The organism is Hymenobacter sp. 15J16-1T3B, from assembly GCF_020711235.1.
GTDB lineage: Bacteria > Bacteroidota > Bacteroidia > Cytophagales > Hymenobacteraceae > Solirubrum.
Genome location: NZ_JAJFAV010000014.1, coordinates 86,835 through 109,220, shown reverse-complemented (window position 1 = coordinate 109,220; position 22,386 = coordinate 86,835). Strand labels below are relative to the sequence as shown.

The 22,386-nt window shown below is 62.7% G+C and carries 35 protein-coding genes; 27 read left to right on the top strand and 8 right to left on the bottom strand.

Annotated elements, in window-relative coordinates:
• The first annotated feature begins 40 nt into the window (after positions 1-40).
• The 5 genes from LJ737_RS26980 (at position 41) to LJ737_RS20985 (ending at position 4,736) form a co-directional block, all read left to right on the top strand.
• Complete coding sequence (locus LJ737_RS26980; RefSeq protein WP_262907999.1) at positions 41-169, top strand: hypothetical protein; 129 nt, start codon at positions 41-43, stop codon at positions 167-169.
• Positions 170-325: 156 nt separating this feature from the next.
• Entirely contained in the window at positions 326-1,189 is an 864-nt protein-coding gene (locus tag LJ737_RS21000; RefSeq protein ID WP_227768723.1) for a porin family protein, read from the top strand.
• Positions 1,190-1,619: 430 nt separating this feature from the next.
• Positions 1,620-2,777, top strand: coding sequence for an efflux RND transporter periplasmic adaptor subunit (locus LJ737_RS20995; RefSeq protein WP_227768722.1), 1,158 nt, complete (start codon positions 1,620-1,622; stop codon positions 2,775-2,777).
• Positions 2,774-4,033, top strand: coding sequence for an ABC transporter permease (locus LJ737_RS20990; protein ID WP_227768721.1), 1,260 nt, complete (start codon positions 2,774-2,776; stop codon positions 4,031-4,033). Before LJ737_RS20995 ends, LJ737_RS20990 begins: the two co-directional genes overlap by 4 nt.
• A 1-nt stretch (position 4,034) precedes the next feature.
• Positions 4,035-4,736 (top strand): ABC transporter ATP-binding protein, encoded by a 702-nt coding sequence (locus LJ737_RS20985; protein ID WP_227768720.1) that lies wholly within the window; start codon positions 4,035-4,037, stop codon positions 4,734-4,736.
• 181 nt (positions 4,737-4,917) lie between these two features.
• Here LJ737_RS20985 and LJ737_RS20980 read toward each other — a convergent pair whose 3' ends face one another.
• The 7 genes from LJ737_RS20980 to LJ737_RS20950 form a co-directional block, all read right to left on the bottom strand.
• Positions 4,918-5,271 (bottom strand): hypothetical protein, encoded by a 354-nt coding sequence (locus tag LJ737_RS20980; RefSeq protein WP_227768719.1) that lies wholly within the window; start codon positions 5,269-5,271, stop codon positions 4,918-4,920.
• Between the two features lie 115 nt (positions 5,272-5,386).
• Entirely contained in the window at positions 5,387-5,839 is a 453-nt protein-coding gene (locus LJ737_RS20975; protein WP_227768718.1) for a hypothetical protein, read from the bottom strand.
• A 111-nt stretch (positions 5,840-5,950) separates the two neighbouring features.
• On the bottom strand, positions 5,951-6,499 hold the full coding sequence (locus LJ737_RS20970; RefSeq protein ID WP_227768717.1) for a cupin domain-containing protein: 549 nt from the start codon (positions 6,497-6,499) through the stop codon (positions 5,951-5,953).
• Between the two features lie 62 nt (positions 6,500-6,561).
• Positions 6,562-7,431 (bottom strand): universal stress protein, encoded by an 870-nt coding sequence (locus LJ737_RS20965; RefSeq protein ID WP_227768716.1) that lies wholly within the window; start codon positions 7,429-7,431, stop codon positions 6,562-6,564.
• Between the two features lie 65 nt (positions 7,432-7,496).
• Positions 7,497-7,760, bottom strand: a complete 264-nt coding sequence (locus LJ737_RS20960; protein ID WP_227768715.1) for a T9SS type A sorting domain-containing protein — start codon at positions 7,758-7,760, stop codon at positions 7,497-7,499.
• A 404-nt stretch (positions 7,761-8,164) separates the two neighbouring features.
• Positions 8,165-8,383 carry a YgaP family membrane protein gene (locus LJ737_RS20955; RefSeq protein WP_227768714.1) on the bottom strand — a complete coding sequence of 73 codons (219 nt, stop codon included), beginning with the start codon at positions 8,381-8,383 and terminating at the stop codon, positions 8,165-8,167.
• Between the two features lie 1,513 nt (positions 8,384-9,896).
• The gene (locus tag LJ737_RS20950) at positions 9,897-10,601 is read right to left on the bottom strand and encodes a helix-turn-helix domain-containing protein (protein WP_227768713.1); all 705 of its coding nucleotides are present in this window, start codon (positions 10,599-10,601) and stop codon (positions 9,897-9,899) included.
• A gap of 136 nt (positions 10,602-10,737) precedes the next feature.
• Between LJ737_RS20950 and LJ737_RS20945 the strand changes: the two genes are divergently transcribed.
• The 15 genes from LJ737_RS20945 to LJ737_RS20875 all read left to right on the top strand — a co-directional run bounded on the left by LJ737_RS20945 (position 10,738) and on the right by LJ737_RS20875 (position 17,740).
• Positions 10,738-10,962, top strand: a complete 225-nt coding sequence (locus LJ737_RS20945; protein ID WP_227768712.1) for a hypothetical protein — start codon at positions 10,738-10,740, stop codon at positions 10,960-10,962.
• On the top strand, positions 10,962-11,672 hold the full coding sequence (locus LJ737_RS20940; protein WP_227768711.1) for a Rha family transcriptional regulator: 711 nt from the start codon (positions 10,962-10,964) through the stop codon (positions 11,670-11,672). Before LJ737_RS20945 ends, LJ737_RS20940 begins: the two co-directional genes overlap by 1 nt.
• Positions 11,672-11,926: a hypothetical protein gene (locus tag LJ737_RS20935; RefSeq protein WP_227768710.1), complete on the top strand. Its 255-nt coding sequence runs from the start codon at positions 11,672-11,674 to the stop codon at positions 11,924-11,926. The genes LJ737_RS20940 and LJ737_RS20935 overlap by 1 nt, the downstream gene beginning before the upstream one ends.
• Before the next feature lie 103 nt (positions 11,927-12,029).
• Positions 12,030-12,386 (top strand): hypothetical protein, encoded by a 357-nt coding sequence (locus LJ737_RS20930; RefSeq protein ID WP_227768709.1) that lies wholly within the window; start codon positions 12,030-12,032, stop codon positions 12,384-12,386.
• Between the two features lie 31 nt (positions 12,387-12,417).
• Complete coding sequence (locus LJ737_RS20925; RefSeq protein ID WP_227768708.1) at positions 12,418-12,747, top strand: hypothetical protein; 330 nt, start codon at positions 12,418-12,420, stop codon at positions 12,745-12,747.
• A gap of 82 nt (positions 12,748-12,829) precedes the next feature.
• Complete coding sequence (locus LJ737_RS20920; RefSeq protein WP_227768707.1) at positions 12,830-13,114, top strand: hypothetical protein; 285 nt, start codon at positions 12,830-12,832, stop codon at positions 13,112-13,114.
• Between the two features lie 33 nt (positions 13,115-13,147).
• The gene (locus tag LJ737_RS20915; protein WP_227768706.1) at positions 13,148-13,861 is read left to right on the top strand and encodes a hypothetical protein; all 714 of its coding nucleotides are present in this window, start codon (positions 13,148-13,150) and stop codon (positions 13,859-13,861) included.
• Positions 13,862-13,874: 13 nt separating this feature from the next.
• Positions 13,875-14,333, top strand: coding sequence for a hypothetical protein (locus tag LJ737_RS20910; protein ID WP_227768705.1), 459 nt, complete (start codon positions 13,875-13,877; stop codon positions 14,331-14,333).
• A 4-nt stretch (positions 14,334-14,337) separates the two neighbouring features.
• Positions 14,338-14,559, top strand: a complete 222-nt coding sequence (locus tag LJ737_RS20905; RefSeq protein ID WP_227768704.1) for a hypothetical protein — start codon at positions 14,338-14,340, stop codon at positions 14,557-14,559.
• 164 nt (positions 14,560-14,723) lie between these two features.
• Complete coding sequence (locus tag LJ737_RS20900; RefSeq protein WP_227768703.1) at positions 14,724-15,674, top strand: DUF551 domain-containing protein; 951 nt, start codon at positions 14,724-14,726, stop codon at positions 15,672-15,674.
• The gene (locus tag LJ737_RS20895; RefSeq protein ID WP_227768702.1) at positions 15,668-15,949 is read left to right on the top strand and encodes a hypothetical protein; all 282 of its coding nucleotides are present in this window, start codon (positions 15,668-15,670) and stop codon (positions 15,947-15,949) included. The genes LJ737_RS20900 and LJ737_RS20895 overlap by 7 nt, the downstream gene beginning before the upstream one ends.
• Positions 15,950-15,994: 45 nt before the next feature.
• Positions 15,995-16,192 (top strand): hypothetical protein, encoded by a 198-nt coding sequence (locus LJ737_RS20890; RefSeq protein ID WP_227768701.1) that lies wholly within the window; start codon positions 15,995-15,997, stop codon positions 16,190-16,192.
• Positions 16,193-16,371: 179 nt separating this feature from the next.
• A complete protein-coding gene (locus LJ737_RS20885; RefSeq protein WP_227768700.1) occupies positions 16,372-16,893 on the top strand; it encodes a hypothetical protein in 522 nt (173 codons plus the stop codon).
• Between the two features lie 3 nt (positions 16,894-16,896).
• Entirely contained in the window at positions 16,897-17,142 is a 246-nt protein-coding gene (locus LJ737_RS20880; RefSeq protein WP_227768699.1) for a hypothetical protein, read from the top strand.
• 4 nt (positions 17,143-17,146) lie between these two features.
• Positions 17,147-17,740 carry a nucleoside triphosphate pyrophosphohydrolase family protein gene (locus LJ737_RS20875; protein WP_227768698.1) on the top strand — a complete coding sequence of 198 codons (594 nt, stop codon included), beginning with the start codon at positions 17,147-17,149 and terminating at the stop codon, positions 17,738-17,740.
• Positions 17,741-17,760: 20 nt separating this feature from the next.
• On the opposite strand, the gene LJ737_RS20870 is transcribed toward LJ737_RS20875, so the two are convergent.
• On the bottom strand, positions 17,761-17,967 hold the full coding sequence (locus LJ737_RS20870) for a hypothetical protein (RefSeq protein ID WP_227768697.1): 207 nt from the start codon (positions 17,965-17,967) through the stop codon (positions 17,761-17,763).
• A gap of 91 nt (positions 17,968-18,058) precedes the next feature.
• Here LJ737_RS20870 and LJ737_RS20865 point away from each other — a divergent pair, with 91 nt between their 5' ends.
• The 7 genes from LJ737_RS20865 (at position 18,059) to LJ737_RS20835 (ending at position 22,351) form a co-directional block, all read left to right on the top strand.
• Positions 18,059-18,811, top strand: a complete 753-nt coding sequence (locus LJ737_RS20865; protein ID WP_227768696.1) for a DNA-methyltransferase — start codon at positions 18,059-18,061, stop codon at positions 18,809-18,811.
• A 66-nt stretch (positions 18,812-18,877) separates the two neighbouring features.
• Positions 18,878-19,330, top strand: coding sequence for a DUF4326 domain-containing protein (locus LJ737_RS20860; protein WP_227768695.1), 453 nt, complete (start codon positions 18,878-18,880; stop codon positions 19,328-19,330).
• Positions 19,331-19,544: 214 nt separating this feature from the next.
• Positions 19,545-19,706, top strand: a complete 162-nt coding sequence (locus LJ737_RS20855) for a hypothetical protein (RefSeq protein ID WP_227768694.1) — start codon at positions 19,545-19,547, stop codon at positions 19,704-19,706.
• Positions 19,703-20,689, top strand: a complete 987-nt coding sequence (locus LJ737_RS20850) for an LvrA C-terminal domain-related protein (protein WP_227768693.1) — start codon at positions 19,703-19,705, stop codon at positions 20,687-20,689. Before LJ737_RS20855 ends, LJ737_RS20850 begins: the two co-directional genes overlap by 4 nt.
• Positions 20,686-21,090, top strand: coding sequence for a hypothetical protein (locus tag LJ737_RS20845; RefSeq protein WP_227768692.1), 405 nt, complete (start codon positions 20,686-20,688; stop codon positions 21,088-21,090). Before LJ737_RS20850 ends, LJ737_RS20845 begins: the two co-directional genes overlap by 4 nt.
• Positions 21,087-22,190, top strand: coding sequence for a hypothetical protein (locus LJ737_RS20840; protein WP_227768691.1), 1,104 nt, complete (start codon positions 21,087-21,089; stop codon positions 22,188-22,190). Before LJ737_RS20845 ends, LJ737_RS20840 begins: the two co-directional genes overlap by 4 nt.
• Positions 22,190-22,351, top strand: a complete 162-nt coding sequence (locus LJ737_RS20835) for a DsbA family protein (RefSeq protein ID WP_227768690.1) — start codon at positions 22,190-22,192, stop codon at positions 22,349-22,351. The genes LJ737_RS20840 and LJ737_RS20835 overlap by 1 nt, the downstream gene beginning before the upstream one ends.
• Positions 22,352-22,386: the final 35 nt, after the last annotated feature.

Here is a 22,386-nt window from a genome sequence, read left to right as displayed (position 1 = left end):
CTCCCCGCATCACCGCGCCCCGTCCCCCTATGCTGGCCCAATGCAGCACGTGGAGCGGGGCACGGCCGGCTTCAGCCAGAGCATGGAGGCGCTGCAGCACGTTGTGCTGCAGCGCGGCTACCTCAAGCGGCAGCCGAAAAAGCAGGCGCGGGCCGCCCTCAGCGCCTAGCTGTCGGGAACTTCATTCGACCGGGAGGCGGAGGAAAGCAAATGACAAACCGCTTGAAATTAATGACATAAGTCATTAACCCATGTGGCATTGCTCATCGTTTTTTGGGCAGCGGGCGTGCTATTTAGGTCTGTTCAACTCAACTGCGCAGTCCTCATGCACTATGCGTACACCTCCCATTTCTGCGCGCCGGAAGCAGGCCCGGCGGCCTGGCCGGCCTCGCGCGTTTGCTTTTCGGGTGGCTGGTTGGCCGCGCCCAGCACCGGGCGGCGGCAGCCGCGCCCGGTGCTGGGCGCGGCCGGGCTGGTGGCCTTGCTTTGGCTGGCCGCCGCCGGCGCCCACGCCCAACCAGCACGTGGCCTCTGCCTGGGGCCTAAAACCGGCTTTTCCCTGGCTGGGCTGGCCGGCGACGTGACCTGGCTGCACGGCCCGAACTACCGCACCCGGCAGCGCGTCTGCCCTGGCTTCAGCGAAGGCGTGGCCCTGCAGATTCCGCTGGCGGCCCGTAACGAAACCAGCCTGCAGCCCGAGCTGCTGGTAACCCGCACCGGCTACCGGCAGCGCGTGACGCAAACCGCCGGATTGCCCGACGGCACAGCCGCTTACTCATACCGCCAGAACCGCATGCTGACTTACCTGAGCCTGCCCGTGCTGGCGCAAATGAATACGGCGCGAGTGTTCATGGAGCTGGGGCCTCAGCTCGACTATCTCGTCCAGGCCAGCACCGATGAGCGGCGAACCACGGAATTTACCAACCAGTCTTCGGTGCAGCAGGAGCACCGGGCCTACAGCGGCCGGCAGCAGATGACACCGCTGTGCCTGAGCGGGGTAGCTGGCCTGGGTTACCGCGCGCCCAAGGGCTGGACGCTCAACGCACGTTACTACCGCAGCTTCACCAAAATGTTCGACGCCCCCGCAGCGGAAGGCGCGTCGCGGGTATATGCCACCGGCGTGCTGCTGCAGGCGGGCTACCTGTTTCGCCTGAGCCGGCCGCCGCGCCAGGGCATGGCGGGCCTGTAGTCCAGTTTACCGGTTCTCCACCTCGCCATCCGCTCCACACCGATGACGCGGTGGCAGAGTATCCACCGGCTGGTGGTCTACACGCAGTCCTACCGCGCCCTGGTGGCGGACACACTCGCGCTGATGCTGCTCGGTAGGCTCACGCACCAGGTGCATTCCTTTGTATTTGCGCCACACCGTCGGCAGGGTGCAGCACCTGATCGACGCAGGCCAGAAGCTCCGGGGCGGGCTACCGACACTGCCCGATGTCGGTGCCGTGTTGTTGGGCAAAGAAACTTCGGGTGTACACGTCCTGCGCCCTGGCCTTGCGGCGGTGCGACGCATCCTCTCGCACCGCCTGAGCTTCTTCCCCGAACTGATCAACCAGAACGGCCCCAACCCACGCGGGCGCCCGACTCCCCCGTTGTGCTACCACTCCAATCGTTTAGCCATGCCTGTCAGCCGCCATCTACACCATCGGAATGCCACCGGGTCGGGTAGAAGCGGCGGGCCCTGCTTCTACCCGACCCGGTGGCTGTGGCTCGGCGGCCTCGTATTGGTACTTCTGGGCAGTTGCGGGCCCAAGGCCGAGCACGTGCGGCCGGTGGTAGCCCCCATTTCCGAGTGCGTGTACGCGGCCGGCACCGTCAAAAGCGCCGGGCAGTACCAGGCCTTTGCCAGCGTCGGCGGCCTGATCAAAGCGGTTTACGTGCGCGAGGGCGACTCCGTGCAGGTGGGCACGCCCCTGCTGGCCATTGCTGGCGACGTACCCCAACTGGCCGCCCAAAATGCCGCCCTGGCCGCCCGCTACGCCGATGTGGCCGCCAACCAGGACCAGCTCCGCGAGGCCCAGACCCAGGTCGATTTGCAGCGCCGCACCCTGGCCGACGAGCAACGGCAGCTGGAGCGGCAGCGCCGGCTCTGGGCGCAGAGCATCGGTACGCGGCAGGCGCTGGAGCAGCGCGAGCTGGCCTACGCCGGCGCCCGCACGGCCTACACGGCGGCGCTGGCTCGCTACCACACCCTGCAGCGGCAGCTCGACTTCGCGGCCCGGCAGGCGCGTACCAACCTGCAGATTGCCCGGCAGCAGACCCGCGACTTTGTGCTGCGCAGCCGCGTGCGGGGCGTGGTCTACAAGCTCTACCCCCGGCCGGGCGAGGCCGTGAGCCCGCAGACGCCGCTGGCCCTGCTCGGCGAGGCCCGGCGCTACGTGCTGGAAATGCAGGTCGACGAGGCCGACATCGTGCGCATCCGGCCGGGCCAGCCTGTGCTGGTGACGCTGGACAGCTACGCGGGCCAGGTGTTTCCGGCGCGGGTGACGGCGGTGGTGCCCCTGATGAACGCCGGCAGCAAGACCTTCCTGGTCGAAGCCGGGTTCGTGCGCCGGCCGCCGGTGCTGTACCCGCAGCTGAGTTTCGAGGCCAGCATTGTGCTGCGCACCAAGCGCCGGGCGCTGCTGGTGCCGCGCCGGGCCCTGGTGAACGACTCCACGGTGCTGAACGGCCGGGGCGAGCCGGTGCCGGTGCGCGTCGGCCTGCGCGACTACCAGATGGTGGAAATCCTCGGCGGCCTCGGGCCCGGCGACGAGCTAACCGTGCCGGCCTCATGAGCGCGCCGCTGCTGGTGGAAGTAGCCGGGGCCCTGCTGCGGGCGCGGAGGCGGCAGACGCTGGTGGCCGCCCTGGGCGTCACGTTCAGCATCACCATGTTCGTGGCCCTGCTCAGCTTTATGTCGGGGCTGAACAAGCTGCTCGACGGGCTGGTGCTCAACCGCACGCCCCACGTGCGCCTCTACCACGAGCTGCAGCCCGCCGCCCGGCAGCCCATCGACCGCGCCACCTGGGGGCGCGGGCAGCACAATTTTATCCGCTCCATCAAGCCCCGCTACGAGCTGCCGCGCATCCGCAACTGCGCCGCCATCATGGCCGCCATCCGCCACGACCCACGGGTGCTGGGCGTGGCCCCGAAGGTGCAAACCCAGGTGTTCTATAACGTGGGCACGCTCACCCTGAACGGCACCGTCAGCGGCATTGCGGTGGAGCAGGAGGCGGCCCTGTTCGCCTTCCGCGACTACGTGGTAGCCGGCCGCTACCTCGATCTGCAAACGGTGCCCAACAGCATCGTGCTCGGCAAGGGCGCCGCCGACCTGATGCTGGTGGAGGTGGGCGACGTGGTGCAGCTGACCACCACCCGGGGCGAGCGGGTGCAGCTCAAGGTGGTCGGGCTGTTCCAGTCGGGCCTGCTCGACATCGACAAGGTGCAGAGCTACACCTCCCTGGCCACCGCCCAGAAGCTGCTCGGCGAATCCAGCACCTACGTCACCGACCTGCAGGTGAAGCTCCGCGACCTGACCCAGGCCCCGGCCGTGGCCCGCCAGTACCGGCAGCTGTACGAGGTGCAAGCCATGGACATCCAGACGGCCAACGCGGAGTTTGAAACCGGCACGTTTATCCGCACCCTGATTTCCTACGCGGTGGGCATTACGCTGCTGACGGTGGCCGGCTTCGGCATCTATAACATCCTGAACATGATGATTTACGAGAAGATGGACACCATTGCCATTCTCAAGGCCGTCGGCTTTGCGGGCCGCGACGTGCGGCGGGTGTTCATCCTGTTGGCCTTGTCCATCGGGGTATTCGGCGGGGGGCTGGGCTTGCTCGGCGGCCTGGGCCTGTCGCTGCTGATCGGGCGGCTGCCGTTCAACCCCGCCTCCCTGCCCGCCGTGCACACCTACCCCATCGACTACAACCCGCTGTTTTACGCCATTGCGGGCAGTTTTGCGCTGCTGACCACCTTCCTGGCCGGCTACTTCCCGGCCCGCAAGGCCAGCCGCATCGACCCGGTCGTCATCATTCGCGGCAAGTAGCATGGAAACGCCCGTTCTGGAAGCCCGCGGCATCACCAAATACTTCGCCGATCCGGTGCGGGTGCAGGTGCTGCGCGACATCAGCTTTGCCCTGGGCCGCGGCGAGTTTGCCTCGGTGGTCGGCAAGTCGGGCTGCGGCAAATCCACGCTGCTCTACATCCTTTCCACCATGGACACCGCCTACGAGGGCACGCTCACGCTCGACGGGACGGTGATGGGCGGCCGCCCCGAAGCCGAGCTGGCGCGGGTGCGCAACGAGAAAATCGGCTTCGTCTTCCAGTTTCACTACTTGCTCAACGAGTTTTCGGTGCTGCGCAACGTGATGCTGCCCGGCCAGAAGCTCGGCCGGCTGTCGGCCGCGGAGCTGGAGCACCGCGCCTACGAGAAGCTGCGCATCCTGGGCATTGCCGACGAGGCCCGGAAAATGCCCTACCAGCTCTCGGGCGGGCAAAAGCAGCGCGTGGCCATTGCCCGCGCCCTCATCAACGACCCGCTCCTCATCATGGGCGACGAGCCCACCGGCAACCTCGACAAGAAGAACGGGGAAGTGGTGTTCGACATCTTCCGGGAGCTGGCCGAAACCTACCACCAGGCCCTGCTCATCGTCACCCACGACCCGGACTTTGCCGCCCGCACCCACCGCATCATCGAAATGGAAGACGGCCGCATCATCCGGGCGGCGGCCGCGCCATTGGGAGCCTGAAAGTGCCGGTTCTAGCCCGTTTATGCGGAGCAGGCCGGGGCTGCTAGGTGCATGCGCCCGGGGGCTGTGAATGGTAATCAGAGCAGACATCCTGAAGCTCAGCATGACGTTCTTTTTTATTGCTGTCCGTGCGGCCTAACGGCTCCGGCCTGCTTGCCGGGCTAATCTGGCCTGGTTCGCATTACTTGCTGACCTGCTTTTCCAGCGCCTGTTCCAGTTCGTCGGCGGCCCGTTCGATGTCGTGGTAGCCTTGCTGGGCGGCGCGCTCCTTGGCCGCCAGCAGCCCGTCGCGGTGCACGGTGTTGAAGTCGCCGAAGGGGAATTTGTAGCGGCCTTTGGCGTCCTCGCCCAGGGAGGTGTCCTCGCCCAGGTGCCACTTGGCGTACTCCTCGATTTCGTGCTTGGCGAGGTACTTGTTTTCGGCGGCCGTGTCGGGGTTGTGCTCCCGCCAGTGGCCCGAGTCGTTCTTGAACTTGCCCTCTTTGATGAGCTGCTGGGCGTAGCGGACGGCGGCTTGGTTAAGCTGGACGGCCATGGTTTGCAGGGTGTTGATTGTAGATGAGCAGCAACCGGCAGTGGCAGGACGTGGTGCTGCGGTCCGCAGGGGCCGGGTATTGCGGCTGGGCCAATCAATCGTTCGTGGCCGCGCCCTACAGCCGAATGACCGAGCCGTTCTCTTCCAACTCGACTGTCTTCGTTTTCCCGGCCCGCTCCAGCTCGGTGCGGTAGGTCACTTCGCCCGTTCGGGCGCTCTTTGTTTCCGAGGCGTCAAGCACCCGGTAGCCGTGGTATTCCGTGGCCAGCGTGTGGCGCACGGGCCCGGGCAGCGCACCGGGCACCACCGCCCATTGGGTCTTAACCAGTACCCCTTTCGGCGAAAACCAGGCGAGGGTCCGCGTGCCGCCGTCCCAGAAGCCGGCCTCGTAGTTGATGATGCGTTTTTTCCAGATGACGTCGGAAGCTTTGGCGAAATGACGCGTCAGGCTTTGCCGGACGGCGGCGGGTACCGCCCGGGCTTCCAGCAGGTGGTCGGGGTGCCGTTGCTGACAGGCAAGGGCGCTCAGAGTCAGGGCAATGAAGGTGCCCGAAATCAACGGTTTCATGACTATTGAGGCTAAAAAAGGAGTAGGATGTTGGCGCCTGGCCGGGCCGCGGCGTGCGTTGGCGCCGATTACTGCGCCGCCCGGCTAGGCGTCCGCAGACCGGCGCGGGCGTCACTCGGTAACGTGACCTTTAAAGGGCGCCGGGCGCTCAGTGGCTTCCAGTTTGGTAGTGCGCACGATGCCGTCCTGGTGCTGGGGCGGAGCGTACAGCGTGTAGAGTTGCAAGGCGCGGGCGGCGTCGGTGTTGATGACGTTGTGCGTCGAGCCGGCGGGGGCTATGACCACGTCGCCGGCGGCCACGGGGTAGCGGTGGCCGTTGACCACGCACTCCCCCGCACCGGCTTCGAAGCGGAAAAACTGGTCGTGGGTTTGGTGCACTTCGCTGCCGATTTCCTCGCCGGGCTTCAGGCTCATGAGCACCAGCTGCAAGTGCCGGCCGGTGTAGAGCACCTGTCGAAAATGGCGGTTGGCGCGCGTAGCCCGCTCGATGTTGGTATGAAACCCCTTCAGCGGCCGGAGTTGCACCGCGGCGGCCGGGTGGCTGATTTCTTCCGGGTTTACGTTCAGATTGGCCGCCGCGGCACCGTGGTCGGCCGCGGAGTCGTGGATGCAGGCCGGCAGGATGACCAGCAAGCCCGCGAAGGCAAAGGACGTTTGCATGACGTGGCAATGAATAGTTAGCCAAGAACCTATGAAGCCTAGAGCCGACCAAGTTGGCCAGCTCAGCGGTCGGCAGGCACCACCAGCACGGGTACCGGGCTCAGGCCCAGCAGGCGGCCGGTGACGCTGCGGTGAAACAGCTCGCCGAGCAGGCTGCGCCGGCGGGCCAGCATCAGCAGCCAGTCGGCCTGGGTGGCGGCCAGGGCGGGCAGGAGCCCGTCGGCGGGGTGCTGGGCGTAGAACCCCTCCGCGGTGACGGGCACGGCATCGGGCAGCAAATTGCTCAGGCGCACATGGCGTAGGGCGGCGGCGCAGCTCTCGTCGACCTGCATGGGCACCACGGTAACCACCGTGGCCTGCGCTGGCGGCAGCTGCCGCAGCAACTGCCGGGCCGGTTCAGCCCCGCGGTCTAGGCTGAACGGCTCGTCATCGGCGGCTACGGCCACGCGGCGCGGGGCAGCCGGCCCGGCGTACGACTCGGGCACCAGCAGCAGCGGCACCCGGGCGTTGCGCAGAATTTCGAGCACGGCCGCGCCAATGTCGAAGTCAGCCCCAGCCGCGGCGGGACGGCCTAGCACAAACAGGGCCGGATGGTACTGGGTCAGCAGCTCGTCGACGGCATCGGGCAGCAAGTCGTTGACGATGGCCAGGTCGGCGGCAACGGGCTGCTCATCGGCCAGGGCCTGCAATGCTTCGCGCAGCTCGGCCGTCTGCTCGGGCCATTCCGGGCCGCGCACATCCGCGTTGAGCAGGGCCAACTGGTCGACGTGCACCAGCACCAGGCGGGCCCCGAGCGGCTGAGCCAACTCGGCCGCCAGCCGCAGGGCCCGGCGGCTTTCGGGGAAGAAGCTGGTCAGCACCAGCAAGGTCAGGGCCGGGAGCTGCTTGGTGGCTGCCGGGGCCGGCTGAGGCTGGGTTGTCGGAGTGTTCATAAGAGGTAGCAAAACCGGTGAAACGCCCCTGATGGGCAACGACAAGGGCCCGTAACGGCAACTGATTAGTGCTGCACGAGTAGGCGCAAGGATTGCCGGCCAGCGGCGCTGCGTAACTGGCACGGGTAAACGCCATCGTGCAGCTGCTTGGTGGGTAGCTGCAGGACCGTTTGGCTACCGGCGCCCACCCCGCGTGTCAGGGCCTGCGTGCTGATCAGCTGGCCCGTTTGGTTGTAGATGCGCAGTTTGGCGGTAGCCGCGGCGGGCAGAGTATAGCGCCGTTCAGCCACGTCGTCCGCTGGGGTGGAAAACGCAGCCAGGGCGCCCACTGCGGAGTAGGTTGCCGCTGCGCGGGCTGCCGTTGGTGCAAAATCGGCGGCGGGGCGGCAGTCATTCGTGCACCGGTCTAGCGCAGGGTGGCGTAATCAGACGATGCCCCGCCCGCCGTAGCCGAAGAACCCGTCACGTACGCGTTGCCGGCTGCATTTTAGCGACTTTCTCGGCCCGGTCGTGGCCGAGCTGGTGGTCAGACGATGCCCTAGTGGGTAACAACGTTGATAAAGGCGGACGAGACGCCGCGCTGGTGGGTGAACAGCCGCTCCACAGCGGCGGTGATGTCGCGGTCGGTGAGGGCGGGCGGCGCGGCCGGGTGGGAGAAACGGAACTCATGGCGAAGCGGACATAAGGAAAACGGCCCTCAATCAGCGGTAAGCCAAAAAGGATTACGGGGGCCCTAACGCTGCCACGGACGGTGCGTGCTGATGCCCAGCAAGCCGTACAGTGGGCAGTAGCCGGTAACGCCGGTAATCAGCAGTACCAGCGGAAGGAGCAGCCAAGCCAGCATTTCGGGCCCGCTGAAGCTGCGGGCGCCGAGCGTGAGCAAGCTGGCAGCAACGACGGCGGCCAGGACAATGCGAATCACCCGGTCGTAGGAGCCAACGTTCTGGATCATGGTGCAAGCGAAAAAGGCTACTCGGAAAGGGTTATACAGGGCCAGACGGCCAGCCCGGCAGGCCATGCGGGCCGGCGCTAAGGGCTGCTGGCAGGTAATTCGCTGCCGACAGCATGCGCTGCCGATTGATGACGCACAACACACCGGTCCTGCTGCCCGCCAGCTCTTCCAGCCGCTGCGGGGCGAAGTGGCTGGGGCTTGGCCGCGCAGAATGGCCCAGCCGTGGTCGACCACCCAGTCCACAGCGGAACCGGCCAGGGAGGGGGCGCGAGTCTGCGCGCAGCCCAAGGCTTGGTGCAGTTCTTCGTCCTCGGGCATCCGCCGGGGCCATACGCGCAGGCAGTTGTTGACGAGGCAGCCCCCAGGGCGCTGCGGGCATCTGGTTCAGCCGCTTGCCGGGCCCGCGGGGTATCCACGGCGCCGGTGAGCATGGCCACCCCGTTTTGCACTTGCACGCCGGGCGTTTCTGCGCTCAGGCGCGGGTCTCGTTTCCAGCCATCGAGGATGGCCCGCGGGCATCCCCCATCCGGCACGCGAAGTTGCGCGGGCCGGCCCGTTGCGGCCGTCGATGTCCCGCCCGCGGCCAGTTGCGAGGTATCGACAGCGGCCGGTGCGGCCTTGTTGGCCGGCTGCCATACATCGATTGGGTAATTCATGAGAAAAACCAGGAAGATCTATCCTAAAATCCATTCCCACCAGCCCAAAATCAATGATATATGTTACTTATTAGCAGTGACATATATCATTGATACCACTGAAATAGCACAGCCAATTTGGATTGGCTCATGCCTTAGTTTTCGTGCTGCTTCCCGTCATCTACGAGCGACGGTGCCCCTACCCTCATTCACCAAACACACAACGACATTGAAACCGAGTTCAAACCATGCTAAAACTCTACCTCTGGATTAGGTAGACACCCTCGCAGGAGCTTATCGCCACTAATACTCTGAGTTCGAGCATTCCTTCGTTTCACTGCAGAAATGACATTTCGAAATCCACGGAAAGCCTGTATCCCGTAGCGACTCTGCTTCTCAGAAGCAGCTTATCACCGCCCTCCTATCGGCAGATATTGATCAAGCAGTGAATGAGCAAGGCTATTTGCACCTCCTAACTATTGTAAGCCCCGGTCGTCCGTTCAGCAAGTAGAGCCTATGCCCGCCAAGGCAAATACAGGCGTCAGGGGTAGCTGCGTGTGCGTGAATACAAAACGCCCAACCTAGCTGAACTCAGCTGCTCGCCGATAACCAGGTCACTTTTCCCAGGCCGGTACGCCAGCGTGAGTGGCTTCGTGGGAGTGTACCGACTGCCCCTACTGGCTATAGACTTCTACTGTCTTTCCTAGCTAATAGCCCGCTTTGTCCTGAAGAGCGTCCCCGAGCAAAACAAAAAGCCCGTTCCTGCATCAGGAACGGGCTTTTTAGCAGAGAGGATGGGATTGTATCACATTTCCTAACTAGCTCGTGTTTAGCAGCTTGCCACACGAACAGCGGAGTGCCGGGCCTTTTTCGGGGCCTTAGGCGGCGTCGCTGTCCGAGTAGTCTACGCCGATAACCAGGTCCTCCACCCGGCGGCCGGTCGGGAAGTCGAGCACGGTCGCTTCGTCGCGCAGCACGGCCACGTTGCCGTCGTTGCTGCGGTTGAAGCCGCTCCACTTCTTGCCGGTGTCGGGGTTGATACCCGCTGCGATGCAGTTATCGACGTACTCCTTTTTTAATTGGTCGTAGCTCTTCTCGGGCTCCGGGTCGCTGTGCTGGTCTTCTTGCTCGGGCTCGGGCTCCAGGAACGGAATGATCTTCTGCATGTAGAGCCAGTACCAGCGGTCGGACTCTTGCTCGGCTTTCTCCGCCCGCTTGGTGGCCGCGTCCAACGCCGACTGCAGGGCTTGCACCAGCATGGTATCGGCGCCGGGCTGGCTGGCCATCGGCAGGTATTGCACCGTGTTGCCGATGGGATGCACCACGGCCGCCGGCTCGGGCTTCGCTACCGGGGTCAATCCCTTGCCGTCTCGGAGCATGGAGCCGGAGCCCGTTAGCAGCCAGTCAGGATTGAGGTTTGGGTAAGCAGCGAGCAAGGCGCCGATGACGCCCGCTTTGGGTTCTGTGCCGGTCTCAATGCTTGAAAGGGTGGTTTGCTTAATGCCAGTGGACCGAAATAAATCCGTCTGGGTAAGCCCCAATTCCTCCCGAAACGCTTTGATACGACTGCCGATGTGTTCCATAGCAAAAAGTCGTTGGTGTGCTGTCCGAAGTTTTGGTATTATCGTAAAGCTTCGTTAGATTTACTGCCGAAGGTTCGGTAATACGATGCAACAATACCGAAGTTTTGGCAGACAACAAACAATACCACGTTAATTCATGGCAAAATCCAGCAAAACCCCTGAAGAGAAAGCGGTATTTCGGTACCGTATTGAGCAGGTCAGGCCCCGCTTGAAGCGGTACGCTGCCCTACTGGTGACCTCTAAGCGGCCCGATATTGATGCCGAGCGCGTGTACAACGTGCTGCGCAACCCCATCCGCTGCTATGATGATGAGGTACTCGAAGTGCTCGAAGAAATCGCAAACGTTAAAGTCGCAGCGTAATGGATCAGATCGTTTTCGCCACCAAGAAGGGTAATCCCGCCACCGACTCATTGCTAGTAGCCAAGGGATTCGGCAAAAGCCACAAGAGCGTACTGCGCGCTATCGATAACCTGGAATGCGACGCTGAATTCTCGCGGCGCAATTTTGCGCCGTCAACTTATACCGATGGCCGCGGCAAAACGCAACGCTCCGTTATCATGTCGAAGGATGGGTTTGCCTTCTTGGTGATGGGGTTCACCGGCAAACGGGCCGCACAGTTCAAACAGGGCTACATAGAGCAGTTCAATAGCATGGAGATGCAGCTGCGGTCTATGAGCAACGACGCCCCGGTCATTAACCTCTTAGAGCACACCCAGCGCGGCGTACAGGTGGCCAACTCCAAGAGCGTCAACAACCACCAATACATGATTGGCGGCGTTGGGTCGGTGATTGAATACAACCGCAAGAACTGCCAGCTGCACACCGGCAAGCGGCCGAACGAAATCGTAAAGGCCGCCAAGGCGGCGGGCCTGCCTTCCAAGATGCGGGTATCGGCAAAGGAGGTGCTGCGCAACACAGAGCCGGAAACCGCTTGCGCTATGTCGCTGGCTGACCAAATGGTACGCTGCGGCGCCGACATTGAGCAGGCTGCAGCGGTTACGGTCCAGGCGAAACAGGTGTTTGCCGGCATGATGAAACTAGGCTTCAAACCCTCTCAACTCGCTGCGTGATGCTGTCCGTTGTCATTGATTACGAAGAGAAAGAGCCGATTATCTTTTTCGGCATGGACGACGCCGAAGTACAGATAGAGAACGGCGGCGGGGTAAACGTGGTATTTGAAGACTATCACACCGGCCGAACGATACAAGTGGGCTTGGGCCCCTACCTGGTAGATCAGATTATTCGGTTGCGCACAGCTGGCGAATTGGGGTGCCACTACATTGAGCAGCCGCCAACGCCGCCTACTGGCGACACACCCTTCTAAAATTTTTTTGCCCAGTTTATACGAAGTTTTGTTAACGACGTATTGACATTACCGAAACTTCGGTATAAATTTGAATCACTCAACCACCTCACCCCACACCCCCATGTCTACCGCCCCAGCCGTCGCCGCCCAATTCGATTTCGCCAAACTGACTGCTGACGTTACCGCCGCCATGCTGGCTGGTCAGCAAGCCGCCGATTCGGTTTCCGATGGTGGCAGCTGCAATCTCGACGGGGTGCACCTGAGCATTCCGCGTCAACGCGAAGCCAAAGTAGTAGCCGCCTTGGCCGAAGCCGGGGTGCACAGCGAAAAGGGCAACTACGGGTGGCTCGGCTCTGGCTACATGCTGAACCCTAGCAGCGCCGGCCAAGCCGATAAGCGCTACGCCGCCTGCGAGGCCATTGCCAAACACCTCAAGGCCGCGGGCTACGACGCTTGCCACTTCTACCTGATGGACTAGCCCCTTTCACCTCTTCCCTACTACTGAGATCATGAGCACCGAAGCCGCGCAGCAGCGCACCCCCGAAGAAATTGAAAACCTAAAAGACAGCTGGGCCAGCGACCCGTGCTGGGACATCGAGGACACCGAAGGCTTCGAGGCTCATTACGAGGAGCTTAAGGCTTTTCACGAGCAAAAGCGGGCCTATTGGGACGCCAAGTGGGACCAAGAACTACGAAAACGCCGCGCCAACCAACGGCAGCGCTGGGGCGAAAGCCTGCCGGATGCAGCCTGCGACTATCTGCATGCGCTTGAGGAGCGACTGAGTAAGATCGAAAACACCATAAGCCGGGTGAAAAACAGCGCCCTCTACGACGAATAACACGGAGCGGCCCCGACGCTGCTACGCCGGGGCCGCCCACACTGACCGAGAAGACCTTTCAAACCAACTCAACCTGACCGCAATGTACAACATCCCTGCCCAACCCGTCACCCCCGTCAACCTTGCCGAGCTGCCGTTGGCCGAAGCCGTGCTGAACACCTCGCAAGTCGACTTGATTCCGGCCACCCACCGCCCGGTGCTCTACCGCCGCTTGGTGAGCAACTACCTGACGCTGCAGGAAGAGTTCTGGGCCCTGCTCTTCGGGCCGGCCGTGGAAACGCAGCGCACCTGCGCCGTGGTGCAGATGTACCCGCAGGTCAACCACTCGGGCCAGACGCTGGACACCCACTTTGAACTGAACGCCTAGCCGGGCTACACCCTGTACTCTGAAGATACGACGATGGAAACGAGCATTCAAGTAAAGGAACGCCCCATCCTGTTTGCCGGGGCAATGGTGCGCGCTATCCTGAGCGGGCAGAAGACGCAGACGCGGCGCGCTGTCAAACTTGACCACCTTATCCCCAAGCGGATGCAGGACGAGGCTAGCACCGTTGAATCGTTCTTCAATGCAAATCCGGTTTGGACACAGCAGGGCTTTATCGAGGCATCAAACCTTTGCCCCTACGGCCAACCCGGTGACCGCCTGTATGTGCGCGAGACGTGGGCCAACCTGACTGCCGAAGTCGAGGGCCAGCCCACCGGCCGCGAAGACGGCGACACCTGGGGCCCAACGTGGGTTTACAAGGCCAACACCGGCGACGAACAAGGCATGGCCGATTGCGGCATGAAGTGGAAGCCCTCTATCCACATGCCGCGCCGGGCCTCCCGCATCCTATTAGAAATAGTGTCGGTGCGGGTGGAGCGGCTGCAGGATATGAGCGAAGCCGACGCGGTTGCCGAGGGCCTCAAGATTTGCCCCAATATGAACGGGCGCCCTGGCAGTACGGGATATGTATTTCCCGACTGCCACTATGATAAGGCTGGTCTTTGCCATTCGATGGCTGTAACGGCCTTTTCGCAAGGGTGGGACAGCATCTATGGGGAGAGTGAGACGCAGGCTTGGCAGGCCAACCCCTGGGTCTGGGTAATCGAGTTCCGCCGCATCAATCCCTAGCCCCTCCGCTGCCATGAGCCACCCCGCCTACACCCTGCTCAACGACCTGCGCACCAAGTTCAAGGACTACTTGACGCCGCGCATGGTCGCCTACCTCGGCTGCCTGCGGCCCTCGGTGGCCGACGTGCAGCGGCTCAACAGCCTGACCACGGCCGCCCTGCGCACGCACCCGGACCTGGTACACCTGGACCGCTTTGCGGCGGAAGGCTGGGAAGCCGCCGGGCTGGCCCAACTGGAAAGCGAGTACCGCAGCGCCCACTTCTGGGGCTACCTGACCAAAGAAGAGGCCGAACAAAAGATGATGGAGGCCCGGCTGCTGGGCTGCCCCGTCAAGCTGCTGGCCGCCTGCGCCGCCGCATGGGCCGCACGCGACAAGGCCAGCCGGGACGAAACCCGGGCCAAGGTCATGCGCGGCGGCTTCCCGGTCGACCCGAACGAACTGCACCACGAACTACCCGAGCAAGCCGCCTGACGCCATGCCGACCCCTGCCGAAACCTTCGCCACAGCCGAGGCCGCCTACTTGGCCGCCCGGGACCTGCGGGCCGAACTCCTGAACGCCGGCCACCTCACGACCGAGGGCTGGAAAGCCGCCGGCGCCCTGCTGGACTCCTTGCAGCACGCCCGCAATACGGCCTTGCGCGAAAAGCAACGGGCGGACGCGGCCGACCGCCACGCCATCAGCCAGCTACGGGTATGAGCGCCACCGCCGCCACCAAACAGCTCGTGCCCGACCAGCTGTTCATCCGCGCCCGGCTCAGTGCCTTGGTCGCCACCCTCAAGAAGCTCTACAAGTGAACCTGAAACCCCGCAAGAAGCCGCTGGGACTGCCCCGTGATCGGCCTTGCCCTACCTCTCTTACCCATGTCAACCATCCATCACGAGTACACTATTAACGAGCCGTTCTCAACCGATGAGCGTCGACGGCTGATAGCTGAGGCCGACGAATTGGCCGACACGCAATTTGAAAAGTCTGAATGGGTAGACCGCAAACAGGAAGGCGATACCAAGTTTGGCTTCCGCTGCGGCTACTTAACAGCCATGCGAAAGGTTGGCGCCGCCTCTGCTGTCTCTACTGTAGGAGGGGGGAGTCAAACGCCTGACGAGTTAGGCAAAGACCTGGTGGATCAAGTATTGGCAGAGGAAGCCGTTAGAGAATTTGTAGCCATATCAAGTCCATCCGAAAAGCAACGCGTCGCTGTATTAGCCCACCTGCCAGCGCTGGTTCGCTACATGGATTTGCTAGATGAAATTATTGTCGACCTAAAAAAAGACCTGGCTGCGGCTTCCCCCGAACCCGCCGACATCCGGCAGATGCTCGGCCTGCCGGCGTCCGCCCCGAGCGGGGACGTGTACCAAGCCCTCACCCGGGTGCTGGAACAGGCTTCTGGTGGTGGAGGGGCCGCTGGCCTTGCCAATGATGTGAGTAACATCCTAGACTGGTGGGGTAACGATGGGGAAGAAACCGATTACATCACAGAGCGCGACCAAAAGAGGGTGAAGGATGAGTTGCGTGCGCTTCGTAGCAAGCTGCTTTCATCCGCTGCCCCGGCCACACCCCCACAGGTAGTAAGTGGTGGAGAGGGGTGGATAGCTGTTGCCGAACGCCTGCCCGAAACCGAAGGCGACTACATCGTGTGGGGTAACTGCACTGGCTCAGGATACCGGGTTGATATGGCCCTGTTCCTGCCCGATGCGCCGAAAGGGTTGCAGTTCATGAAGGCATGGCAGCCTACGCACTGGCAGCCCCTTCCCGCCGCCCCCTCTACCACCCCAGCCAACCAGCAAGACGGAAAGGAGGAAGTAGCATGCTAGCCGCTACTTGGCCGGCCTTCCGCCTGAAGGTTGCCCGTATGGCCGTGGGCCTGATCCTGCTGATTCCCTTCATGGTGGTCGGCGAACAAGTGGACTTGCTGCCCTTGCTCTACAAAGCCGCCCATCTGCTGCGCCGCTCCCTGCCTTTCCTGGGCCTGCTCATCGCACTCGGGGCCGCCTCCTGCTCCAAGCGCTTGCACACCCAGCACCGCAACGCCAAACCGGCCGGGCTGGGGTGGCACGCCCACGAGGCGCAAAACGAAGCCTCTCGCTAATCCTAAGCGGCCCGTCTACGGGCGGGCCGCCCCAAGCCTTATCCGATGAATCAGCCGACCGAAGAGCAGAGCGCCCGTCTGGTGAACCTGCTCAGCAGCCCCTATTGGGAGACTTACGAGAAAAGCCGGGCCGTCTACCTCTGGCCCAAGCGCACCGAAGAACAAGCCGAAGAAGCCCTGGAAAACTATGCAACCATCATTGTCGAGCGAGGCCGCAACGCCAAGGCCGTGCCCCAAAGCTGAACTCCTGGCCACCCGTGCCGACGTGAAGGCCGACATCAAGGAAGTCGGCCGCCATTCGGATGCCTTCATTCCGCTGGTGGTCATGTTCGGCCAAGTCAGCCAAGCCGCCCGAAAGGCTCCGTGCACCGGGCATTGCACCGCCTGCCAGTCACCCACCCCTACTACCTGAGAGAGACGCCATGAATAGCCTTGATGAATTGAAAGCCCTGCTCACCCCGGCCAAACGCCACTTGCTCGACAAAGCCTTTGCCCTGGGAGAGAACGAAGCCGGCCTGAAGCTGCTGAGCAAGCCCAAGCCCGCCTTGATGAGCCCGGGCAGCCTGCCCCCGCTGCACCGCAACATCATGCTGCACGCCCTGCTGCTGAACACGCAGTACCTGCACGCGGAATGGTACGTCGACGAGCTGACCCGCGCCGACAAGATGCGGGTCAGCCAGCTGAAGCAGGCCACCCTAAACAACTTCAACTACTTCGTGGACCTGCTGACCCCGCTGCTCAAGATCAAAGACAGCCAGGGGCAGCTATCCGACAAGGAAGCCACCAAGCATTACCTGGAATCCTTCCGGGCGCTGATCTGGGAGCTGCTCGACGCGCTGCTGAGTTCATCCGACCCGGTGCGCTTCGTGAGCATGATGCAGCTGATCCAAAGCGGGGTAGCCCGCATCGAAGAAGAAACCGAATCCACCTCTGTAGCCGCCTGAGTCATGAACAACTACCGCCAACAACCCGCCCGCGTGAAGACCATTCGGGATGTGCGCTATGAGGGCCGCACGGCCACGCCCGCCGTGCTGCGCAATACCCTGGTCGACTACCACAACCGCAACCTGCAAATGGTGCCTACCAAGGAACTGCAGCAGCTGCAACAGCGACTCACCAGCAACGAAGCCGGCGGCGACGCCCGCACCCGCATCCTCCTGGCCAACGCCACCGCCGAACTCAACCGCCGCTAGCCCGATGACAGCCATTGACCTGACTACCCTGATTCCCCGCTGCCACGAAGCAGCCAAAGCAAAAGGCTTTTGGGACGTACTGCCCAATCCGGGCCAAATGCTGATGCTGGCCATCGGCGAACTAGGCGAGGCCCAAGAGGCAGACCGGAAGGGGCGCCGCGTTACCTGCAACGCGGTGCACTTCGCGCCGATGTTGGCCGGCATGCCCCACCCAACGGACGGCGCCCGAGCGCTGTTCGAAACCACGGTAAAAGACACGGTAGAGGACGAGCTAGCCGACACCTACATCCGCCTCTGTGACTACGCTGGGGGCTTCGGTATTGAGGTAGCGTACTGGGAGAACGAGCGGAGCAGCTTGTTAAAGTTCTGCGACCCTGAAAGCGTGCCGACCAACCTAGGTGAAGCCATGCTGCCGATTGTGGAGGACATTATCAAGGTCAACTGCGGCAGCAAAACGCGGTCGGCAATGGCCCTGTCCGGCGCCCTGCTGAAGCTGGAACTGCTCTGTGCAGCCCGCGGCATTGACCTGGCCACGCACATCGACCTGAAGCTGGCTTACAACGCCACCCGTCCGGTTCGCCACGGCAAAGCCTACTAGGCTCCCACTCCCTAGCCTGGCTACTCTTTGGGGGGAGCCGCCGGTAGGCTTATCGGGCCGTGTTTGGCCTCGTAATCGGCCACGGCTTCCCTCAGCAGGCTATCAATGAAGCCGGCCAGACTCATGTAACGCGAGTCTGCCACATGCGCCGCCTTTGCCTTTAGCTCGGCAGTCATGCGGAGGTTGAAGGTCAGCTCCTTTTTCGGACGTGGCAATACTAAGACCATGTGGTGAGGGCGCGAATGTATACCAAATGTACGCACAAAAACATTTCGTGGATACTTTGTGTATACAAAGTAATTGCTTTATCTTCACAGCATGAACTTCGGCCTCCACCTCACCGACTGCATTGCCCACATGCGCACGATGCCGGCCGCTTCGGTGCACCTGATCGTGTGTGATAGTCCCTATGAGAACACCAACCTAGCTTTTGATAAGCAGCCAGTAAACTGGGCGGCTTGGTGGGCAGAGGTTCGGCGGGTACTAGTGCCGACCGGCGTTGTGGTCTGCTTTGCGGCCGAATCGTTCACCCTCGACCTGATCCTGAGCAACCGCGAGTGGTACCGTTACCGCCGTGTGTGGGTGAAAAGCCGGGCCACGCGCCAGATGGATGCCAACTGGCGCCCGCTGTGCGCACACGAAGACCTGGTAATTTTCTCGCCCAACATCAAAGCCGCCAGCTACAATCCGCAGTTGGTAGCGCACCAGGGACCGAATAAGAGCACCCGCCGCAAGCCCAATGCTGCAGCGCACTACTCGGCAGACAAGGGCAACGTCTACACCGACAACGGCCTGCGCCATCCGACCACGGTCATGTATTACCCAAGCGTCGGAACGACGGCTTTGCACTTCAACCCGACTGCGAAGCCCCTGGGGTTGATTACGGAGCTGGTACTCACCTATTCCAACCCGGGCGAGGTGGTTTTAGAGCCCTTCGCGGGCGACGCCCCTGCAGCCCACGCCTGCGAGAACACCGGCCGGCTCTACGTCGGCTGCGAGATCAACCCCGAACAATATCATTGGTCGGCAGCGAACCTAGCCCGCAAGGCACCTCTGTTCGCTGCGGCCTAACCCTCACCCCGTCTCCCGCCTTCCCGCAGTGACGTGCGGCGGTGGGTGGCTTCTCTCTTGGCAGACATGAACAAGCCGATTCGCATTCAGCGCAAGCGTACCACGGGCTTTAACCTGCAAGCTCAATCCCCTGACGGCCGCCCGGTGGTCAGCGTGTGCCGCCCTGGTAAGTGGGGCAATCCCATTCGCCCCAAAGAAGGAGGTGTTGCCGGGGCCGTTTCGGCATACCGCGCATGGCTCAAAGGGGAATACCGGCCCGATGAGCTGGCATGGGTTTTCCGACCCTCCCTGGAACAAATAGCTGCCGAGCTGCGGGGCAAGCATCTGGCCTGTTTCTGCCCGCTGGATAGCCCCTGCCACGCCGATGTGCTGCTGGAACTGGCCAACCAGCCCGATCCTTGGCCTGCCCCGAACCTGCCACCTTACGAGGGCGGCCCACTTCATGCTCCTACAGGTCAGCCGCCGATGTTCGGTGTGTTCAGCAAGCCAGAGGAAGGAGGCGCGGATGCCTCTCACTAGAACCCACCCCCTGAAGAAACGAACCCAGGGCCTGCGCCGGGTCAGCCCGAAGCACGCGAAGGCAAAGAGAGCCCAGGGGAAAGCTTACCAGCAGGTTGCCGAGCAAGTCCAATGGTGCGAGTCCTGCGGCCGGCGCGAACGGCTCAGCCACTCGCACGCCCTGACGCAGAAGAAGTGGCCCCAGTTCGCCAACACCCCGGCCAACATATTCCTGTTGTGCTGGCCTTGCCACTACTGCTTCGAGCACGACAAGCGCCGGTTCGCGGCCCTCAGCCCGGACGTGTGGGCCCGCAAGCTGGCCGCCATCAAGGCCCTCAGCCCCGAGCAGTACCAGCTGCTGCACATCAAGTACCCTGACCTAGTACCCGAAGCATGAAGCTCCCCGCCTTACAATTCTACCCTGGCGACTGGCACAAAGACCAGGGAGTGCAGGCGCTCGACCTGATGCAGCGCGGCGCCTGGTTTGAAATGCTGCTCATGATGCACGACTCCGACGAGCGCGGGGTGCTGCTGGTCAACGGGCAGCCGATGCCGGAAGGCGTCATTGCGCGCCGCCTCGGTTTGGATAACCAAACCTTCAACCAAATCCTAACCACCCTGCTAACCTTCGGGGTAGCCTCCCGACGTGAAGGCGACGGGGCCATCTACTGCCGGCGCATGGTGAAGGACGAAAAGCTGCGGCAAGTACGTACCGAAGCGGGCAAAAAAGGCGGCAATCCGAATTTGCTTAACCAAAATCCCAAGCAAACGCCAACCACCGGGGTTAAGCAAATTCCAACCCCTTCAATTACATCTTCAATTACAGAAGAACAATCCTTTGCCGGATCGGCTGCGCCGGCTCCGGCGGACGAAGGGAAGGGGGTGGCATTGCCCGCTAAAAGCAAAGCCAAAGGCGACAACATCGCAGACGAGTTTCCGGCGCTGGCCTTTCAAGCCTTCTGGCTGGCCTACCACGGACCATGCGAGAAGCGGGGCAGCAAGAAGAAAGCCGCGGGCTACTGGCTCAAGCTATCGGCCCAGACTCGCCAACTCATTCTTGACGGGCTCGAGGCCTACCGCCTGAAGGCCACGGCGAACGGCAAGCAGTACCTGCCCTACGCCACCACGTTTCTGAACGAGGCGCATTACGAAGCCGAGGACTACGCCAAGAAGCCCGACCCAGAAGCCGCAATCGTGCCGATTCGCCCGGCCACCCCGGACCCCGAAACCGCCCGCCTGAAGCGCTTCACCGAGGACCTGCGCTACGCCCCGGCGGCCACCTTCCGCCACAGCAGCCAGCCCAACCGCCCCGCCAACGGGGGCATGAGTGTTGCCGCAGCCCTGACGACCCTTCAACCCCACAGCACCGCCAAGTCATGAAAGACCTGCAGACCCTGGAAGTACAGGCCGAGCGTTCCGCCGAGCTGCTCTCGCCTTTGCTGGCGAAACTGCAAGCCCGCGTAGACGCGCCGGAGTTGGTCGACCACCTGAGCATGTCGCCCGCCGAGCGCGCCCGCTACGCCGAAGATGCCCAGTTGCTGAACGGCCTGAAGCACTACTTCCAACACGCGGACGAATACGTGCTGGAACTGAAGGCCAGCCAGCAACGCGCCGAGGAGTTCGTGCACAAGGAGTACGAGCGCATCTACCAGCTGAAGCTTGACCGGGACTGGTGGAAAGGCGAGTCTACCCGCTTACAAGCCATGTTCGAGCTGCTCAGCAACGTGCTGCTGCGCATCTACGAGCAATTCCCCAGCCTCAAAACCACCGTTAAGCCGTGAACCCCTTCAAAGTCAACAAGCAAGGGGCGCCGGCGCAAGAACCCCGCCCGCTGCGCACCCACCCGGCCACCGGCGGCCCGCTCGTGCTCAACCCGCTCAGCATCCTGACGGCCGAACAAAGCCGGAAGGCCATTTACGACCACTACAACTTCGGCACCGGCAACGGCGAAACCACCCACTTCCCGGATATCGACAAGCATTGGACGTGGAAACGCGGGGAACTGACCACCGTCACCGGCTACCCCAACCACGGCAAATCTGAGCTGATGATTCAGCTGATGGTGTTCAAGGCCTATTTCGACGGGTGGCGCTTTTGCCTGTTCGTGCCCGAGAATATGCCGGCCGAACTGTTTTTCGTCAAGATCATCCAAGCCTACATCGGCGCCTCGGCCAACGCCAAAGACCAGGACCGCCGCATGTCGGTGCAAGACCTGGAACGCGGGTTGGTGTGGGTCAACGAATACTTCTTCGTCGTCAACCCCCAGGAAGACGAGCTGATGACGCCCGACCTGTTGCTGGCCTACTTCGACTTCCTGTATGAGTCGGTTGGGTTGGACGGGGTGATGCTCGACCCCTGGAACCAGCTGGAGCACCAGATCGAAACCGGCGGCCGGGAAGACCTCTACATCAGCAAGGTGCTGACCCGCATCAAGAAGTGGGCCCTGAAACGCAAAGTCTGCTTTATCGAAACCGCCCACCCCGCCGGCGAAGTAACCGACCGGCAAACCGGGGAGCTGAAGGTGCCCAAAGCGCACATGATTTCGGGCGGCAAGATGTTCAACAACAAGTCCGACAACGTGCTGGCCGTGCACCGGCCCAACTTTCCCGACTCAGCTACGGAGCTGCATGTGCACAAAATCAAGCAATGGGGGCTGGTCGGCAAGCCCGGCGTCGTGATGCTCGACTACAACCCCGAGAGCTTCCGCTACTTCGCTCCAACCGGAGCCCGTAACCCGCTCGACAAGGTGAACCCGCCGCGCTGCAATGAAGCCGATTACGCGGGCATGATGCTGAAACCAATTACCGCCGCCTCACAAGAGTTTCCGAACGAGGCGCCGGCCACAGATGCCCGTTTTGCCACCACTGAGCCCCCATACTGATGACTTCCCTCACCCGTTCCTGCGCCCTGCCGTGCCACAACAAGGCCCAATACCGCACCGAAGCCGACGCCCGCTCGGCCTACAGCTTCTACCAGCCCACGGAATACACCGTGCTGGCCTGCCCGCACTGCCGCAAATGGCACGTCTGGCTGGCCTCCTAGCCTCCCCCTCTCCCCACTACCAAGAACCACAGAGA

Bases quoted from the DNA above. Each gene is read 5' to 3' on its own strand.
- LJ737_RS20945 (WP_227768712.1), top strand. From the start codon at position 10,738: ATGGCAAAATCCAGCAAAACCCCTGAAGAGAAAGCGGTATTTCGGTAC.
- LJ737_RS20925 (WP_227768708.1), top strand. From the start codon at position 12,418: ATGAGCACCGAAGCCGCGCAGCAGCGCACCCCCGAAGAAATTGAAAAC.
- LJ737_RS20845 (WP_227768692.1), top strand. From the start codon at position 20,686: ATGAAAGACCTGCAGACCCTGGAAGTACAGGCCGAGCGTTCCGCCGAG.
- LJ737_RS21000 (WP_227768723.1), top strand. From the start codon at position 326: ATGCACTATGCGTACACCTCCCATTTCTGCGCGCCGGAAGCAGGCCCG.
- LJ737_RS20940 (WP_227768711.1), top strand. From the start codon at position 10,962: ATGGATCAGATCGTTTTCGCCACCAAGAAGGGTAATCCCGCCACCGAC.
- LJ737_RS20970 (WP_227768717.1), bottom strand. From the start codon at position 6,499: ATGCAAACGTCCTTTGCCTTCGCGGGCTTGCTGGTCATCCTGCCGGCC.
- LJ737_RS20885 (WP_227768700.1), top strand. From the start codon at position 16,372: ATGAATAGCCTTGATGAATTGAAAGCCCTGCTCACCCCGGCCAAACGC.
- LJ737_RS20910 (WP_227768705.1), top strand. From the start codon at position 13,875: ATGAGCCACCCCGCCTACACCCTGCTCAACGACCTGCGCACCAAGTTC.
- LJ737_RS20990 (WP_227768721.1), top strand. From the start codon at position 2,774: ATGAGCGCGCCGCTGCTGGTGGAAGTAGCCGGGGCCCTGCTGCGGGCG.
- LJ737_RS20865 (WP_227768696.1), top strand. From the start codon at position 18,059: ATGAACTTCGGCCTCCACCTCACCGACTGCATTGCCCACATGCGCACG.
- LJ737_RS20920 (WP_227768707.1), top strand. From the start codon at position 12,830: ATGTACAACATCCCTGCCCAACCCGTCACCCCCGTCAACCTTGCCGAG.
- LJ737_RS20890 (WP_227768701.1), top strand. From the start codon at position 15,995: ATGAATCAGCCGACCGAAGAGCAGAGCGCCCGTCTGGTGAACCTGCTC.
- LJ737_RS20860 (WP_227768695.1), top strand. From the start codon at position 18,878: ATGAACAAGCCGATTCGCATTCAGCGCAAGCGTACCACGGGCTTTAAC.
- LJ737_RS20950 (WP_227768713.1), bottom strand. From the start codon at position 10,601: ATGGAACACATCGGCAGTCGTATCAAAGCGTTTCGGGAGGAATTGGGG.
- LJ737_RS20935 (WP_227768710.1), top strand. From the start codon at position 11,672: ATGCTGTCCGTTGTCATTGATTACGAAGAGAAAGAGCCGATTATCTTT.
- LJ737_RS20870 (WP_227768697.1), bottom strand. From the start codon at position 17,967: ATGGTCTTAGTATTGCCACGTCCGAAAAAGGAGCTGACCTTCAACCTC.
- LJ737_RS20915 (WP_227768706.1), top strand. From the start codon at position 13,148: ATGGAAACGAGCATTCAAGTAAAGGAACGCCCCATCCTGTTTGCCGGG.
- LJ737_RS20955 (WP_227768714.1), bottom strand. From the start codon at position 8,383: ATGATCCAGAACGTTGGCTCCTACGACCGGGTGATTCGCATTGTCCTG.
- LJ737_RS20965 (WP_227768716.1), bottom strand. From the start codon at position 7,431: ATGAACACTCCGACAACCCAGCCTCAGCCGGCCCCGGCAGCCACCAAG.
- LJ737_RS20995 (WP_227768722.1), top strand. From the start codon at position 1,620: ATGCCTGTCAGCCGCCATCTACACCATCGGAATGCCACCGGGTCGGGT.
- LJ737_RS20835 (WP_227768690.1), top strand. From the start codon at position 22,190: ATGACTTCCCTCACCCGTTCCTGCGCCCTGCCGTGCCACAACAAGGCC.
- LJ737_RS20905 (WP_227768704.1), top strand. From the start codon at position 14,338: ATGCCGACCCCTGCCGAAACCTTCGCCACAGCCGAGGCCGCCTACTTG.
- LJ737_RS20880 (WP_227768699.1), top strand. From the start codon at position 16,897: ATGAACAACTACCGCCAACAACCCGCCCGCGTGAAGACCATTCGGGAT.
- LJ737_RS20980 (WP_227768719.1), bottom strand. From the start codon at position 5,271: ATGGCCGTCCAGCTTAACCAAGCCGCCGTCCGCTACGCCCAGCAGCTC.
- LJ737_RS20895 (WP_227768702.1), top strand. From the start codon at position 15,668: ATGCTAGCCGCTACTTGGCCGGCCTTCCGCCTGAAGGTTGCCCGTATG.
- LJ737_RS20985 (WP_227768720.1), top strand. From the start codon at position 4,035: ATGGAAACGCCCGTTCTGGAAGCCCGCGGCATCACCAAATACTTCGCC.
- LJ737_RS20975 (WP_227768718.1), bottom strand. From the start codon at position 5,839: ATGAAACCGTTGATTTCGGGCACCTTCATTGCCCTGACTCTGAGCGCC.
- LJ737_RS20850 (WP_227768693.1), top strand. From the start codon at position 19,703: ATGAAGCTCCCCGCCTTACAATTCTACCCTGGCGACTGGCACAAAGAC.
- LJ737_RS20875 (WP_227768698.1), top strand. From the start codon at position 17,147: ATGACAGCCATTGACCTGACTACCCTGATTCCCCGCTGCCACGAAGCA.
- LJ737_RS20900 (WP_227768703.1), top strand. From the start codon at position 14,724: ATGTCAACCATCCATCACGAGTACACTATTAACGAGCCGTTCTCAACC.
- LJ737_RS20930 (WP_227768709.1), top strand. From the start codon at position 12,030: ATGTCTACCGCCCCAGCCGTCGCCGCCCAATTCGATTTCGCCAAACTG.
- LJ737_RS26980 (WP_262907999.1), top strand. From the start codon at position 41: ATGCAGCACGTGGAGCGGGGCACGGCCGGCTTCAGCCAGAGCATGGAG.